Raw genomic sequence first — 14952 nt, 5'->3', positions numbered from 1 at the left:
AAAACAGCGGTTAAAACCCCCGCTCTTAGGCCTGCTTCACTTGTCCCAATGCAATTGCTGAGTGATAATCGTAGGATAGTTAAATTATATCGAGTGCGACATGAATCAGGACGAGTATTTTTCAGTCCATGCCGGATTGACCATCAATGTAGAACCGCTCCCAGTCGGTGAAAGTGTTCCCGATATGCTGGCTTTCCAGCAAGAAATCCCGCCCCTGTTTCGTATTGCCAGTGAATGCAGCAGCCTAGATGAAGGGCTCGAGCATTCTCTATCCCAACTCAAAAAAGATGAATTCAAAGCACTCTCTAATTACCTGACAGCACAAAACAACAAAATCAACTTGTTGCTCTCTTTTGTGCTTGCTCAACAAGATGACGCCAAACTGCGTTTCGTCACCCATACGTTCGGTGCCAGTCAGCTGTCCTACTTTTCAACGCAAGCATTGGCAGAGGGAAGCAAAGTCAGGCTCAAGCTGTTCCTCGATAACCCTGCCGCCGCTGTTTACGCCTATGCTGAAGTAACCCAGTGCCAACCTCAGCAGGATGGTAACTACGAGGTAGCCTTGAAATACGTATGCTTGATGGAAGATGACAGGGATCTGCTGATCCGAGCCGCCCTGCACTTCCAGCAAAAAATTCTGCGCCAACGCGCCCAACTGCGATCAGACAATAAAAGTTAATCATGAAAGCACAGTCTATTCTCTCTCTTCCATTACCGTCCAAACCAGGTGACAGCCGATTTATCGGTAATGTGTCTGGTGCTGCGCTGGCCCTTTCCGTCGCAGAACTGGCCCAAGATCATCAAGGGCCGATACTTGCTGTGGTGCCTGACACCCAAACGGCATTACGCCTTCAACCGGAAGTTAGCCAGTTTACTTCACAAGAAGTCAGCGTGTTCCCTGACTGGGAAACCTTGCCTTACGATAACTTCTCGCCGCACCAAGACATTATTTCAGACAGACTGACTCGCTTATACTCCCTGCCGCAGCAGGCTAACGGGGTGGTGTTGGTGCCTATCAGCACCCTACTACAACGTTTGACCCCACGGGCCTTCATCCACCAGCATGCGTTGATGGTGCGGAACGGCGATAGGCTATCACTGGATAAACTGCGCTTGCAGCTTGAAGCGTCGGGCTACCGCCATGTCGATCAGGTTATCGAACATGGTGAATACGCCAGCCGTGGTTCACTGATTGACTTGTTCCCGATGGGCAGCAACCAGCCTTACCGTATTGACTTCTTTGATGATGAAGTCGATTCAATCCGCCAGTTTGACCCGGAGAACCAGCGCTCTACCGGTGAAATCGAACAAATCCGATTACTGCCGGCACACGAATTCCCGACCGATGAAATTGCCATCGAAAACTTCCGCATGCGCTGGCGCGAGCGCTTCGAGGCACGTCGCGAGCCGGAATCAATTTACCAGCAAGTCAGCAAAAAAACCTGGCCTGCGGGTATCGAATATTGGCAGCCGCTATTTTTCGAGCAAACCGAAACCCTATTCGATTACCTGCCGGATAACAGCCTGCTCATTACCATCGGAGCGCTAGAGCCTGCCGTTGACCAATTCCTAGCGGATGCGGAATACCGCTTCGACCAACGCCGGGTCGACCCTTTGCGGCCTCTGCTTGAGCCCAAGGAGCTGTGGCTGACCAAAGATGAAATGTTCAGCCATTTCAAAACATTGCCACAGGTACGCATTCGCCATGATAGCGAACCTGAAAAAGCGGGCCGCTATAACCTACCGGTACAGCCGATCCCTGAGCTAACTATCAATCACCAGCTCAAGGAGCCACTGGCCGAGCTTCGCCGCTACTCGGAAAGCTACCCGGGCAAGATTATCTTTTCTGTCGCCTCTGAAGGCCGACGCGAAGCCCTGCTTGACCTGCTAGGCCGGATAAAACTCCGCCCTGTTGTAGCCCCGACGCTAACCGAAGCCTTGTCTGCCCCGGGCAAGTTCAGCCTGGTAATTGGTGCCGCAGAGCAAGGCTTTGTCTTGGAGCAACCTGAAGTTGCCCTGATCTGTGAGAGCGACCTTCTCGGTGAACGCGTGGTCCAGCGCCGCCGTCGCGACGAGAAGAAATCCGTCAATGCCGACACTATCATCCGCAACCTGGCCGAGCTCAAAGTCGGTCAGCCGGTTGTCCATATCGACCATGGCATCGGTCGCTATCAAGGGCTACAAACCCTAGAAGCCGGCGGGATGAAAACCGAATACGTCACCTTGGAATACCAAGGCGGTGCCAAACTCTATGTCCCGGTTGCCTCACTGCACCTTATAAGCCGCTACTCCGGTGGTGCAGAAGATAGCGCCCCTATCCACAAGCTAGGTGGCGAAACATGGGCCAAAGCCCGCAAGAAAGCGGCAGAGAAAGTACGTGATGTCGCTGCCGAGTTGCTTGATGTCTATGCCAAGCGCGAGATGAAACCTGGTCACAAGTTCAACCTTGACCGCGAAGCCTACGCTGATTTCTGTACCGGTTTCCCGTTCGAAGAAACCCACGACCAAGCGCTGGCTATCAACGCAGTACTGTCGGATATGTGCCAGCCTAAAGCCATGGATCGTTTGGTCTGTGGTGATGTGGGCTTCGGCAAAACAGAAGTGGCGATGCGGGCGGCCTTTGTCGCCGTCGACAACAACAAGCAGGTTACGGTATTGGTGCCGACCACCTTGCTCGCCCAACAGCACTTTGAAAACTTCCGTGACCGCTTTGCCAATACACCGGTACGGGTTGAAGTATTGTCACGCTTCAAAACCGCCAAGGAGCAGAAACAGATCTTGGCCGATATGGCCGAGGGCAAAATCGATATCCTGATCGGCACTCATAAGCTGCTCAATGCCTCGGTGGATTACCACGATTTGGGCCTACTGATTGTTGATGAAGAACACCGTTTCGGGGTTCGCCAGAAAGAGAAACTCAAGGCGATCCGTGCCGATGTCGATATCCTAACCCTGACCGCAACCCCGATCCCTCGTACCCTGAATATGGCGATGAGTGGGATGCGAGATCTGTCGATTATTGCGACGCCTCCAGCACGGCGCTTGGCTATCAAGACCTTTGTCCGCGAATCGGACGATGCCCTGGTTAGGGAAGCGGTACTGCGTGAGGTCATGCGTGGTGGCCAGGTTTACTTCCTGCACAATGATGTCGACTCCATTGAGAAAACTGCCGAGGATTTGGCCAAGCTTATCCCGGAAGCACGCATCACCTTTGCCCATGGCCAGATGCGTGAGCGTGAACTCGAAAAGATCATGAGTGACTTCTACCACCAGCGATTCAACCTGCTGGTATGTACCACCATCATCGAAACCGGTATCGACGTTCCGACCGCCAACACCATAGTGATCAACCGTGCCGACCACCTTGGTTTGGCCCAGCTTCACCAGCTTCGTGGCCGTGTCGGTCGATCACACCACCAAGCGTACGCCTATCTGCTTACACCGCATCCTAAGCGCATGACCAAAGATGCGGTCAAGCGACTCGAAGCCATTTCTTCACTGGAAGACTTGGGCGCAGGCTTTACCCTTGCTACCCATGATCTTGAAATCCGTGGTGCAGGTGAACTGCTTGGTGATGAACAAAGCGGCCAGATCCAATCGGTTGGCTTCACCCTTTACATGGAAATGCTTGAGCAGGCTGTCGAAGCCCTCAAAGAAGGTAAAGAGCCTTCCCTCGATGATCTACTACGCCAGCAAACTGAGGTTGAACTGCGCCTCCCAGCCTTGCTGCCTGAAGACTTCATTCCAGATATCAATACCCGACTGTCTTTGTACAAGCGCATAGCGAGTGCCAACGATGAAAAAGCGTTGGATGAACTCAAAGTTGAGCTTATCGACCGCTTTGGCTTGCTACCGGACCCAACCAGTAACCTCTTGGTACTTAACAAGATCAAGCTCAAAGCTGCAGGCATTGGCGTGCGCAAGATTGAAGCTGGTGAGAAAGGTGGCTTTATCGAGTTTAACCCGAATGCCAATATTGACCCTGGATTGCTGGTTGGCCTGCTGCAATCACAGCCACAGCATTTCCGGATGGAAGGTCCAACCAAGCTGAAAGTCATGGCGCCGATGAGTGACAGAAAAGACAGAATAAAGTATGTTGACGGTCTTCTAACAAAGTTGGCTGAAAACGCTCTATAATAGATAGCACTTAAGTGCGGAGTATTATCTTGAAAAATATCATTTATTTGCTGCTGTTCGCCATTAGCTGGCCGAGCCTTGCAGCCCGACAGTTTGATATCGAAGTGATCCTGTTCAAGCGCAACATTGCGCCTGAGCAAGTCAGCGAGTCTTGGCCTGATAGCCAAAAGCCTATCAACCTCAAAGGCGCTATCGACTTTGGTGATACTGCTCGCCTACAGGCTAGGGGGATACGCAAAATGCCATCCTCACAGTTTCAGCTCAACTCACAGTACAATAAGCTCAAGCAACATGCCGGCTTTACTCCACTGGCACACTTTGGCTGGCGCCAAGGTGATTTGAGCCGTGCTGCTGCACCACGTATTCACTTTACGGCAGGTGACGACTTCTCCGCCCAGTTTTTACCTGATGGCAGCCTGAAATCTGCCCAGTCGAGTGAGCCTATTGATGAGTCATTCAACGATGGCTTCGCCGAAGAGTCCCTCACGGACAATGACAACATTGAGCAAGAGGCTCAGTCCCTGCGCGAGCTAGACGGTACATTACGTGTGTATGTCCAGCACTTCCTGTTCACCGAAGCTAACTTTGCGCTTCGGGAGCCTAGCCGCCGTGAAGTGATTATTGGTGCTGAGCCACTTGATCCGATGGAAGGCTCAATCGAGCCGGAAGGTAATGTTCAGATTGGCCACCTGCAAGAAGTGAAGAAGCAAGTTAAAGTGGAAGAATTCCTTAAGGCTTACCAGTTCGAGCAGCAGCGTAAGATGCGTAGTGGTGAAACCCACTACCTTGATCACCCGCTAATGGGTATGGTGATCCAAATTCGCCGTATCGACGGTTAAAACCGCCAACGAGCAAGTACTGATTGATAAAGGGCTGCAAACGCAGCCCTTTTCACATTTTCAGCCACAATCCAAACAACGCCTGCGACAATTCCGCCTTACCCGTTTATGCTAACAATAGATACTGACGGAGACTGTGGACAGGATGAAAACAGACTACCAACTTACCAGCGAGCGCTTATTGCTTCGCCCCTACAAAAATGCCGACCTATTGGATTTGCTCGAGGCTATTCACCACTCCCAGCAAAGCCTTACCCCTTGGCTACCTTGGTGCCATGCCCAGTATAGCCAACACGATGCCCATGAGTGGATTCATGCCAGCCAACAGAATTGGGCTTACGACATCAGTTATGAGTTTGCTATCTTCGAACGCAGTACGGAGACGTTTATTGGTAGCACCTCCCTGAGCAATTTATCCGAGCTGACAAACTCAGCTGAAATGGGTTACTGGATCCGCTCCAGCGCCCAGCGGCAAGGCTATGCCAAGGAAGCATGCCAAGCTATCGCCCAGTTTGCCTTCGAGACTGTCGGCCTGACACGGATCGAAATTGTAACCCATACCGGCAACCTTGCCAGTCAACGTACAGCCCTCGCTACCAAAGCCCATTTCGAGTGCACAGCCCGAAACCGCATCATCACCCAGGACGGTCCGGTCGATGGTTTACTGTTCTCGCTCATCCCCAGTGATATTACCTCTTCTCCCCCACCTTTCACCCAGCAATAAGCTCTGCTACTATCAGCCAATGAATCAACACGATATGAGGAACTTACGTGTTTAAAATTATTCTGGGTATCGCCCTTGTTGCGCTCATCATCTTCTTTATGCAACGCTCCCAAGGCAACAAGCAAGCTGCTGCTGAAAATATCGAGGCCGGTGCAACCTTCCTGGCAGAGAACAAGGACAAAGAGGGAGTGCAAACCACCGCATCTGGCCTACAGTACTTGGTACTGCAAGAAGGTACAGGCACGGTACACCCGAAAGCAAGCGACAAAGTCACCGTCCACTACCACGGTACGCTACTAGACGGCACGGTATTCGACAGCTCGGTTGAACGCGGCGAGACTATCCAATTTGGCCTGAACCAGGTAATCAAAGGTTGGACAGAAGGTGTACAGCTGATGGTTGAGGGTGAGAAGACACGCTTCTTTGTCCCGGCTGAACTGGCCTACGGCAACAGAGCCATTGGCTCAATCCCACCGGGTTCGGTGCTGATCTTTGATGTTGAGCTGTTTAAAATCAACTAATTAGAGCCCAATACATCACAAGATCAAAAAAACCGCCAGAACTGGCGGTTTTTATTATTCTAATATCTTCACTCGCTATAAGACCTGATAAGGGCTTAACAACGACGGACATCCGGATGATTGGCACTTGCATTCTCATGATAGATATCTGCTAAGTATGTCGCCAAATCGGCTTCCTCAAGCTCTGGTGGGATCACCACATCATAGATACGGGCACGCATTGCAGTATCTGACTCTTTGAACAGTAACCAAAAGCCGTCTTTTCGTTGTACGGACATCTTGGTACCAAACACATCAAACAGCTGGAACATCATTGCTCTCCTTTATTGGCCCGTATCCCAACGCTGCTTAGTGAAGCTTCAAGTTAGGACGTAGTACTCGGTTAATTCGGCCAACCAGCATCATCAGGCTGGTTTTCACCACACCATGCAACGCGATTTGGTGCATACGGTATAGAGAAATGTATACCACGCGAGCAATACGGCCTTCAACCATCATCGAGCCTTTGGTCAAGTTACCCATCAAACTACCTACTGTTGAGAAGCGGCTTAGAGAAACTAGCGAACCATGATCACTGTAGACGTATGGTTTCTGCTCGCGGTCCGTAATTTTAGCAACGATGTTTGAGAAACAGCGGCTTGCCATCTGGTGTGCAGCTTGAGCACGAGGTGGGACGAAGCTACCGTCTTCCTGAGCACAAGATGCCAAATCACCAATCACATAGATGTCGTCATCGCGTGTGGTTTGCAGCGTCGGCTTAACAACCAACTGGTTGATACGGTTAGTTTCAAGACCTGCAATATCCTTGATGAAATCTGGCGCCTTGATACCTGCAGCCCATACCATGATTTGCGCCGGGATATGGTCGCCATCTTTAGTTGTCAGGCCAGTTTCGTCGGCTTTGGTAACCATCGTTGCGGTACGTACATTCACACCCAGCTTGGTCAGCTCGCTGTGGGCAGCAGAAGAGATACGCGGAGGCAGCGCAGGTAGAATTCGCTCACCGGCTTCAACCAGGTTCACGTTCAGGCGAGAGCTATCTAAGTCGCCAAAACCGTAGTTCTGCAGCTCTTTAACCGCATTGTGCAACTCAGCAGATAGTTCAACACCAGTTGCACCAGCACCGACAATCGCAATATCAACCGTTTTCTGTTCTTTGTTGGCGTGAAGCTTCAAGAACTGGTTATTCATTTGGGTACGGAAGCGGTGCGCCTGCTCAGGACTGTCAAGGAAGATACAGTTGTCACGCACACCCGGAGTGTTGAAGTCATTCGAAGTAGAGCCGATAGCCATAACCAGAATGTCATATTCCAGCTCGCGCTCAGGCATCAACAGCTCATCTTTCTTGTCGTAAAGTGGCGCGAGGGTGATCACCTTACGCTCACGATCGATGTCTTTGAGGCTACCCATCTGGAAGTCAAAAGAATGGTTCTTGGCATGGGCACGGTAGCTCAATGCATCTACCCCCGCGTCCATCGAGCCTGTTGCTACTTCGTGAAGCAAAGGTTTCCATAGGTGGCTTCCCTTACGGTCAACCAATGTGACCTTGGCACGTCCCTTACGCCCAAGAGTCCGGCCTAGCTTTGTTGCAAGCTCCAGACCGCCAGCACCACCGCCAACAACAATAATTCGAGTCATCACGACACTCCTTCCACAAATTTATAATTTTAAAATTCGAAATCTAATCTGGCCCGAGCTAGCTCCAGCCAACATAATTCTTTACTTTCAATGATTTAAATATGATTACTGAGGGATGCTTACAACATCTTCTTCATTTAATTAACTAAACTTTTTTTGATTTATCTCAAAAAAAGTTAAGATTTGCATTATAAGCCAATATTATTTCAAGGCAAGAAATAATTGATTAGGATCAAAACCTATAACCATGTTCGGTGTGTTGTTATCCAAAATGGCAAAAAAACAACTCAACCTTTATGGGTTTATCAGGATACCGCGAAGGAAGGATGGGCGTGTTGCATCGAGCAGACGGACATATGCCGCCTGCTTGAAACTGGATATGGACGTATCAGGAGTTTTCTTTGAATGCTTTTATCGTCTGCAGGTGCTGAGAGATTTTTTTGAATTTGTGGGTTTCTTTTTCGTCCCAGATAATCTGGTAAAAGTCGCCTAGAACCTCTTTGGTGTGGCTGTTATCTAGAATTTCATCTTGGGTAGAAAGAATACACAGGCAATTGCCTTCATTTTGCTTGCGAAAATCATTAACACACTTAGTGGAGATATCGGAGTATTCTTCAGGACGGTCGATACGACCTTCCATATTGCGCTCTGGGTACAGGTTAGGGTTGAAAATCACCTGCTTCATACCACACAAGAAGCCAATCCGTTCTGACCAGTATCCACCAAGTCCCACCCCACAGATCAGTGGCTGTTCATCAGCAGACTCTTCCTTTAGCTTATGCACTTCTTTCAAAAGATGCTGCATATCATGCTTAGGGTGTAGGGTACTGTAATTCACAAAACGCACATCAGGATCAATGAACTGAAGCTGCAATACTTTTTCATGATTGCCCGGGCTTGTTGAGTCAAAGCCATGCAGATAAATAATCATTTTTTTTCCCTATTGTGATTATCAGTAAAATCAATCTAACACGTTTTGTAGGGTTTGTTGACATTACTTTCACAAGAGGTGAGACAACCATCTAGTTATTGATTAATCAGTAGTGCTACATCCTTGCGTAGGTTGACCAGCTTGCGGTTCAAGTAGGCTTTCTGCTGTGGTGACATCGAGTGGTTAAGCCGACGCATGAGCTCAAAACGCCGGTTGAGGTAAAACCGGATTTCTGATTGGTACTGGGGGCTGTTTAAGGCAACCATATCACGCATCAATTGGGTAAACTGGCCTTTGAAAGCCGGTTGTTTTCGGCTTTTCATCAACTGCTGCCAACGTTCAAAATAGCCATTGCGCAGAGAGCGGAAAATCGGCGACATCTCCAATTGGTATCCGGCAAGTTCCGTCAGCATCTCCTCTTGCCTGCTGGTAAGGGACCCAACCCAGTCCCGGGTGAAATCTTGTAACCGCTCCGAGCGCTTGGCCAGTTGCTGAGGCTTGCTCAGCTTGTCCCTTTCGCGGTCAAAGTCAGCAAACCGCTGGCGCAGGCTCCCCTCAAACTGGGCAACCTGAGAATCATTCAAGCTGGCGAACATATCGGCCATAGGATCAGCAAGAATAGCAGCCGAGTCTTGCCCCAAGCGGGTAAACACGTTGTAGTATTCCTGCATCTGACCAAATGTCATCGGGTCGAGGAGGTCACCCTGCAGTCGGTCGATAGCCCTGTGGATTTTGGGCAGTTCTTGCCGGCGATGAAGAGAATGTGCGCGGTCGACGCCTTGGTCAAAACTGGATTCTTGCGATGAATTAAGGGAAACATAAGAAGAAAGGCGATAGTTCAGCCAGACATCTAAGTTGTTGTAAGCCAACCGGGTCGTACATCCCCCAACCAAGACGACTGCCAAAGTCACACCAGCCCACTTTGGAAGCAACTTGCTCATCACTACCCCCTCACCACACTCAACGATTAGGTTCCATCTTCCAATTTACGTAGCTGTTCGACACAAGGGATCATTGTGAATGCCTACCCCAGATGCGGCACAGCCGAGATCATGCCAAACATGAAAACGATATAAGTATAAAGACCCAACTCATTTGCATTTCGCACAAACTAGAGGGCGTTACTAATTGTAGTTGAGGAGATTTGAAAAGGTATTACTAATCAGAGAATTGCAGATTATTCCACAGCAGAGCTTGCAACGACTGCGCCTCACGGAGGTAGTCTTCATCAAGCCTTTCACCGCAGGCAAATTGATTGGCTCCAACATAGAACCACAACATGGCAAGGTAATCACACCAGGGATGCCAATATTCAACCGCAGAATGCCATCTTCTTTGAGTAATCGCATCGTGTACTCCAACCTGTTGGCAATATATATCGACAGCTTCTGATGGCTCCAACTGATTGGCAGCAATCGTCAATGCCAAGTCCAATGAGGGATCGCCAGCAGCAGCATATTCCCAATCGATCACTGTAAACCGATCATCAGGTGCAACAATTATGTTGTACCAGCCCAAATCATGGTGACAACATGTCTCTTCGAACCATTTTTTCACTGACTGCGCCTGGAAGAAAGCATGGATACGTTCAAGTTGGGGATCACCCGTGGCATCACCCATATACCGCCAGTAATGCGCACCACGTTGTTGAGGGTTGAGACGCCAGGAGGGTAAAGGTTGTTGGTGGATGGCCGCTTGCAGGGACATCAAAGTCGTTAGGGAAAACTCTTTGCTAGCAGTGTGCCCTTCAACCCAATCAACCAACAGTCCCTCATTGAAAAGGACAAAGGGTCTTGGCGCAAGAGTAGAGCATGGTGTTTTGAGGGTGCTCTGCAATACCAGGTGCTCATGTTGCCTAGAGACACCGAAGGCTTGCGAGGAAAATGAATGCGGACGCCATACCAGCGCATGGCGCTCGCCTGTTGCCTTGTGCGTAAGCACCACCTTCCAGCAGCGGTTGCTAAGGCCGCCGCTGAGAGGTTTGGCACTGACTAAATGATAATCCGGCAGCCTGAGCACAAATAACTCATGTAACGTATCAGTACTCATTCACCAAATCGTCTTTAGTTGCTTGCTTTAAGGGCACTTACCAGCCTAGAAGGCTCTTTGATTCCTGCTTGCGGATTTCAGTTTCATCAGCCCATTCGATAAGACCTGTTTTCAGATCCATCAAACGCATGGTCATCTTGTAGTAGACATCTTTGTCACTACCTGCTGATTTCACGATGCTCGACAGATTGCCGTAAAGCATGTACTCAGCACCAACCATCTGGCCAAATTGAATTGCGGTGCTCTGGTTGACCAGTTCATCATCGTTCTGGAAATTCAGCTGTTTGCGGACGTCCTCAACGCGGGTCATATCGACGAAGCGGAATTTACCTGAATTTAGCAGCTTAGTGCTGACAGAATCCGTGATGGACTCAGTATCAATGTGCTCACTGGTTTTGTTCTTGATGCTGTCGACCATAATGATAGGACGTTGGCCATTGCCAGTAATATAAGCTACCGAACCCGATGTCAGCATACTGTCTGTCATCTCTCCGGCAATCTTTTGCAAATCTGTTGAGCCAAACTCAATCGTAGTAGTCTCTGCCTGCTGGGCATCGCCGTAACTTACCTTCTGGGCACAACCGCCCATCAATGCTGCTACACCCATTAACGCGATTACGCTTTTTTTCATCGTCTTACCTTTATCTGTCAAACAGCACCGCTACAGTGCCAATCCCAAAATTAATAATCTGCTTTGCGGATATAAATCCGGTATTGGGTTGCCTGAGGGCTTCTGGCAACCGCTTGTAATGTCATTGTGTCTTTACCGTGGAGTACAACTTGACGCCAAGGGCTATCACTGCCGCTCACCTCAAGCCCCTGAGCGTCGTACCAATAAAAGCGGTACTGCAGGTTGAGATCGGAATCAATCTGGCTGGTCACTGGCACACCGGCCTTCAGGAGACCATTAACCACAGAGACATTGGCTTGCTCGATAGATAGGCGGTTAGCGAGATTTGGGTTGCCAATCACCACACTCTGGTTGCTACTCTCGATACTGATCCCCGAGGTTGTCGTCGAACAAGCCGCCAATCCAAGAACCATTCCCAATACAAGTAATATTCTCATCAGTTATTCCCCAATAACACTGACCAACCGGTCAGTTGATTTCCCTGACGTGACACCCAAACCATTGTTGTTCTGCCTGCTTTTACGTCTACGTCTATCTGATGGCCATTCCAAGCCAAATCATACTGCCCTGCTGCGACATCTTGCTGGGCAATCGCCACTGATGCTGGCAAGCTTTGCCAGCTTCGAGTATCTGGTTGTTCGGTGAGAGTATTGAAAATATTCGTCAACACATTACCAATATCATCACCTTTACTAGCTGCCGTTTTGCGCACTTCGTTTTTCGCTACCACCCGTAGGGCCTGTCGTAACACAATAACCGGCAGGTCTTCTTGCAAGCTGTAACGGGCCATACCATTAACATTGGCAACCTGGCTGTCTACCATCGGCTTGCCATTGAGCTGCAAGGGCGAATACATTTTTTGGGGTGGGTTCGGGTAGTACGGCAATGCAAGGTTGTAGATCACCCCATCCCCCCGGCTATCCGTCAACCAGATAGGCAAGCGCCAACCGTCCCTTGCCGATACGACCCCTTGCTCGTCAAAGACAATCACCCGGCCAGTATTTGCAGAAGGTGCTCGGTATTTACCGTAGCGGGCTTCGAGAGCTGGCAAATCATTGTCCATTCTCATCCGCGTTGCCAAACGCAACACAGTTTCGGCCACAAATGGATTGTTTGGTGCGACAGCCAAGGCCCGCTTATAGTCAATGTAAGCACTGTTCAGGTCGCCATCAGCTTCGTACAGCACACCGGATAAAAAGAACAAATAGCCGTTCTGGATGTTGCCCAGCTCGCTGCCCACATCAGGGTAACGCGCCAACACTGCACCGAGATTTTGATCCATCCCTTTGCGGCGGGCTTCTTTCGCCGCTTTGTTTAATTCCGCTTCTCGCTGCCGCTTAGCCGCTTCCTGTACCTGATTCGCCCTACGCACTTCAACCAGAGCGCCTTCTAGGCTGTTCTGCTGCAGATAGTTAAGCGCCAGGTACAAGTGTAAAAAACCCAGCTCGTAATCAGCGGGGCGGTAGGTAATCATATTGTCGTTGGTCAGCAACGCCCCCGCCTGGTTAAACCCTTCGGATATCTGGATGCTGGCCTGACGTTGCTGCTCCTTGACCGCATTGTCTGCCGACTGCAATGCACCGAAGCTTTGCGGGTATTGCCCAGCCACGAAGCCAACCCGGCCTTTCTCCATCCCGTCGAGGATTTCACCTGCAGGCGCATCAGGCAATACGTCCAACGCTTGCTGGTACAAGCCCTGCTGCATTGCCTGATGGGTCTTGCTGTTTGCCGCACTATAATGACTAAATAAGCTCTGGGTCGACAAATTCGCACAAGCGACCAGCCCCAGAGACAACACCGCTACGACGGCATGTTTTAACATCTTTTCGCTAACCCTAATCACTACCAAACAGATGAATCAGGAAACACCATGCCCATCTATTTGATATACAAAACCTGAATACCTCGCACCAACAGCAATGATGCTAAAAATACATGCCATCAGACTTTATCTTGGAAATTAAGTTCACTAATGAACAGCCCTACTCATTAAATTGGCCCTCAGGTAGAGGGCCCAATCAGCTCGAGACGTATTATTTAGCCCACGAGCTCGTTAGCCCACAAGCATTGGCCCTAGGGGACGGCCACCCAGTAAGTGCATATGAATGTGGTACACTTCTTGGCCACCATGTGGGTTACAGTTCATGATCAGGCGGTAACCGTCTTCAGCTACCCCTTCCTGCTCTGCCAGTTTGCGGGCAACGGTGAACAAGCGCCCCATCATTAATTCGTCTTCTGCCTCAACATCGTTGACGGTCGGCAGCAATTTATTCGGGATGATCAAAATATGGCTTGGCGCACGCGGGTTAATATCGCGAAAAGCCGTTACCAAGTCGTCCTGATAAAGAATATCAGCAGGGATTTCCTTACGAATAATCTTACTGAAAATGGTTTCTTCAGCCATGTCTTGCTCCATTTATCGTTATCAAATCTACACTTGCAGTATGCTCGACAACGTTGATAAGAGCAATATTGAACATTGTTTTTAATATTATTTCCAGTCTTTTTTCTACTCAAGTGTCCCCTTCAAGGAAAAGCACTCCTAGTTATCAGAGTGATAACTTTAGAGGATTCATTATATTGCGGGATAATAAAGTTATTTTTTGATGCAGCGGTCAAAGAATGTATGAAGCGAAATCATTTACTATTTGGCACGGTACTCAATAGCCTTAACAAGGATTTATTGTTGGGGTGAGTCAATAGTGACGCAATTTTGTTCGCTTTTTTTGCTTCTAAAATTTGAGGCGCCACATTTTGTACGAAGACAAAAACCATAATTCCAACTTCGTATTACATTGCCATAAGTAAGTTCTGCTGTCGCTTGCTTGTATTGTTTAGGGATATTATGAAGACAACGAAACAGACCTCAGTTATACGACGTATGTACTCCGGTATCGGCGTAATGGTAATACTCTTTGTTGCCACGCTGGTTATGATGCTAGATGGCACCAACCGGATCCACCAACAACTCCAAATTGTCACCAACCAATCTTTACCCTTGGTGTCGCTGTCCAACCAAGTCAGCGTCAGATTATTGGCTGCCGATAAAATCTACAAAGATTTCCTCACCAGCCAAGATCTGGAAAGGATGGATGTTTATGAAGATAACTTTGGCCATGCGCACCAACAATTCCTGACCGCTTTCGAGCAATTGGTGAATGCCTCGCAAGACAATGCAGCCTTGAGCGGCCAATTAGAAGCACTGATCGCATTGGAAAACCGTTACTTCCAAGAAGCCCGCACAGCAATGGATAATTACCGGGCTCAATTGCTAGCACAGGCTGATCGCCAGCAATCAGCCCGCCGCTTCCAGCAACTGCATAGCAGCCTGAGTAGCCGCATGAAAGACTATGTGGATGATCACGAAAGTATTTCGGTGAAAATGATTGCCAAGAATTACTTCGTCAAGCTGCAAGAAACTGAGGTTGTCACTTCTGACGCCCTCGCCACCGAAAACATCACTGTTATTGATGATGCAATAA

At 49.3% G+C, this 14952-nt stretch carries 14 protein-coding genes and 1 pseudogene; 6 read left to right on the top strand and 9 right to left on the bottom strand.

Features of this window, described 5'->3' with window-relative positions; translation table 11 throughout:
• Positions 1-100 precede the first annotated feature (100 nt).
• From BIZ37_RS14585 to BIZ37_RS14565, 5 genes are all read left to right on the top strand, one after another.
• Positions 101-679, top strand: coding sequence for a PilZ domain-containing protein (locus BIZ37_RS14585; protein WP_107297492.1), 579 nt, complete (start codon positions 101-103; stop codon positions 677-679).
• A 2-nt stretch (positions 680-681) separates the two neighbouring features.
• A complete protein-coding gene (gene mfd / locus BIZ37_RS14580; RefSeq protein WP_187462116.1) occupies positions 682-4137 on the top strand; it encodes a transcription-repair coupling factor in 3456 nt (1151 codons plus the stop codon).
• A gap of 29 nt (positions 4138-4166) precedes the next feature.
• A complete protein-coding gene (locus BIZ37_RS14575; RefSeq protein WP_187462115.1) occupies positions 4167-4976 on the top strand; it encodes a peptidoglycan binding protein CsiV in 810 nt (269 codons plus the stop codon).
• A gap of 145 nt (positions 4977-5121) precedes the next feature.
• Positions 5122-5700, top strand: a complete 579-nt coding sequence (locus BIZ37_RS14570; protein ID WP_187462114.1) for a GNAT family N-acetyltransferase — start codon at positions 5122-5124, stop codon at positions 5698-5700.
• 47 nt (positions 5701-5747) lie between these two features.
• Positions 5748-6221, top strand: a complete 474-nt coding sequence (locus BIZ37_RS14565) for an FKBP-type peptidyl-prolyl cis-trans isomerase (RefSeq protein ID WP_107297488.1) — start codon at positions 5748-5750, stop codon at positions 6219-6221.
• Positions 6222-6316: 95 nt separating this feature from the next.
• Here BIZ37_RS14565 and BIZ37_RS14560 read toward each other — a convergent pair whose 3' ends face one another.
• From BIZ37_RS14560 to hinT, 9 genes are all read right to left on the bottom strand, one after another.
• Positions 6317-6535 carry a hypothetical protein gene (locus BIZ37_RS14560; RefSeq protein WP_370577364.1) on the bottom strand — a complete coding sequence of 73 codons (219 nt, stop codon included), beginning with the start codon at positions 6533-6535 and terminating at the stop codon, positions 6317-6319.
• 34 nt (positions 6536-6569) lie between these two features.
• Positions 6570-7859, bottom strand: coding sequence for an NAD(P)/FAD-dependent oxidoreductase (locus tag BIZ37_RS14555; RefSeq protein ID WP_187462113.1), 1290 nt, complete (start codon positions 7857-7859; stop codon positions 6570-6572).
• 388 nt (positions 7860-8247) lie between these two features.
• Positions 8248-8790 (bottom strand): alpha/beta hydrolase YcfP, encoded by a 543-nt coding sequence (ycfP, locus tag BIZ37_RS14550; protein ID WP_187462112.1) that lies wholly within the window; start codon positions 8788-8790, stop codon positions 8248-8250.
• Between the two features lie 95 nt (positions 8791-8885).
• A complete protein-coding gene (locus BIZ37_RS14545) occupies positions 8886-9731 on the bottom strand; it encodes a DUF6279 family lipoprotein (RefSeq protein ID WP_187462111.1) in 846 nt (281 codons plus the stop codon).
• Positions 9732-9948: 217 nt separating this feature from the next.
• A complete protein-coding gene (locus BIZ37_RS14540; RefSeq protein ID WP_187462110.1) occupies positions 9949-10839 on the bottom strand; it encodes a phosphotransferase in 891 nt (296 codons plus the stop codon).
• A 37-nt stretch (positions 10840-10876) separates the two neighbouring features.
• Complete coding sequence (lpoB, locus tag BIZ37_RS14535; protein WP_107297480.1) at positions 10877-11470, bottom strand: penicillin-binding protein activator LpoB; 594 nt, start codon at positions 11468-11470, stop codon at positions 10877-10879.
• Between the two features lie 50 nt (positions 11471-11520).
• Entirely contained in the window at positions 11521-11907 is a 387-nt protein-coding gene (locus BIZ37_RS14530) for a YcfL family protein (RefSeq protein ID WP_187462109.1), read from the bottom strand.
• Positions 11907-13292 carry a COG3014 family protein gene (locus BIZ37_RS14525; RefSeq protein ID WP_187462108.1) on the bottom strand — a complete coding sequence of 462 codons (1386 nt, stop codon included), beginning with the start codon at positions 13290-13292 and terminating at the stop codon, positions 11907-11909. The genes BIZ37_RS14530 and BIZ37_RS14525 overlap by 1 nt, the downstream gene beginning before the upstream one ends.
• Positions 13293-13523: 231 nt before the next feature.
• Entirely contained in the window at positions 13524-13874 is a 351-nt protein-coding gene (gene hinT, locus BIZ37_RS14520) for a purine nucleoside phosphoramidase (protein WP_107297478.1), read from the bottom strand.
• 441 nt (positions 13875-14315) lie between these two features.
• Between hinT and BIZ37_RS14515 the strand changes: the two are divergent.
• Positions 14316-14952: pseudogene (locus BIZ37_RS14515) on the top strand (methyl-accepting chemotaxis protein); the annotation flags it as partial.

It is taken from the genome of Photobacterium sp. BZF1, from assembly GCF_014349205.1.
Taxonomy (GTDB): domain Bacteria; phylum Pseudomonadota; class Gammaproteobacteria; order Enterobacterales; family Vibrionaceae; genus Photobacterium.
The sequence above is the reverse complement of the archived record's forward strand: the minus strand, read 5'-3'. Positions and strand labels throughout refer to the sequence as shown.

What these genes read in the sequence shown, in the direction of transcription:
- hinT (WP_107297478.1), bottom strand. Translation starts at nt 13,874, where the DNA reads ATGGCTGAAGAAACCATTTTCAGTAAGATTATTCGTAAGGAAATCCCT.
- BIZ37_RS14570 (WP_187462114.1), top strand. Translation starts at nt 5,122, where the DNA reads ATGAAAACAGACTACCAACTTACCAGCGAGCGCTTATTGCTTCGCCCC.
- BIZ37_RS14530 (WP_187462109.1), bottom strand. Translation starts at nt 11,907, where the DNA reads ATGAGAATATTACTTGTATTGGGAATGGTTCTTGGATTGGCGGCTTGT.
- BIZ37_RS14555 (WP_187462113.1), bottom strand. Translation starts at nt 7,859, where the DNA reads ATGACTCGAATTATTGTTGTTGGCGGTGGTGCTGGCGGTCTGGAGCTT.
- ycfP (WP_187462112.1), bottom strand. Translation starts at nt 8,790, where the DNA reads ATGATTATTTATCTGCATGGCTTTGACTCAACAAGCCCGGGCAATCAT.
- mfd (WP_187462116.1), top strand. Translation starts at nt 682, where the DNA reads ATGAAAGCACAGTCTATTCTCTCTCTTCCATTACCGTCCAAACCAGGT.
- BIZ37_RS14525 (WP_187462108.1), bottom strand. Translation starts at nt 13,292, where the DNA reads ATGTTAAAACATGCCGTCGTAGCGGTGTTGTCTCTGGGGCTGGTCGCT.
- BIZ37_RS14545 (WP_187462111.1), bottom strand. Translation starts at nt 9,731, where the DNA reads ATGAGCAAGTTGCTTCCAAAGTGGGCTGGTGTGACTTTGGCAGTCGTC.
- BIZ37_RS14585 (WP_107297492.1), top strand. Translation starts at nt 101, where the DNA reads ATGAATCAGGACGAGTATTTTTCAGTCCATGCCGGATTGACCATCAAT.
- BIZ37_RS14560 (WP_370577364.1), bottom strand. Translation starts at nt 6,535, where the DNA reads ATGATGTTCCAGCTGTTTGATGTGTTTGGTACCAAGATGTCCGTACAA.
- BIZ37_RS14540 (WP_187462110.1), bottom strand. Translation starts at nt 10,839, where the DNA reads ATGAGTACTGATACGTTACATGAGTTATTTGTGCTCAGGCTGCCGGAT.
- lpoB (WP_107297480.1), bottom strand. Translation starts at nt 11,470, where the DNA reads ATGAAAAAAAGCGTAATCGCGTTAATGGGTGTAGCAGCATTGATGGGC.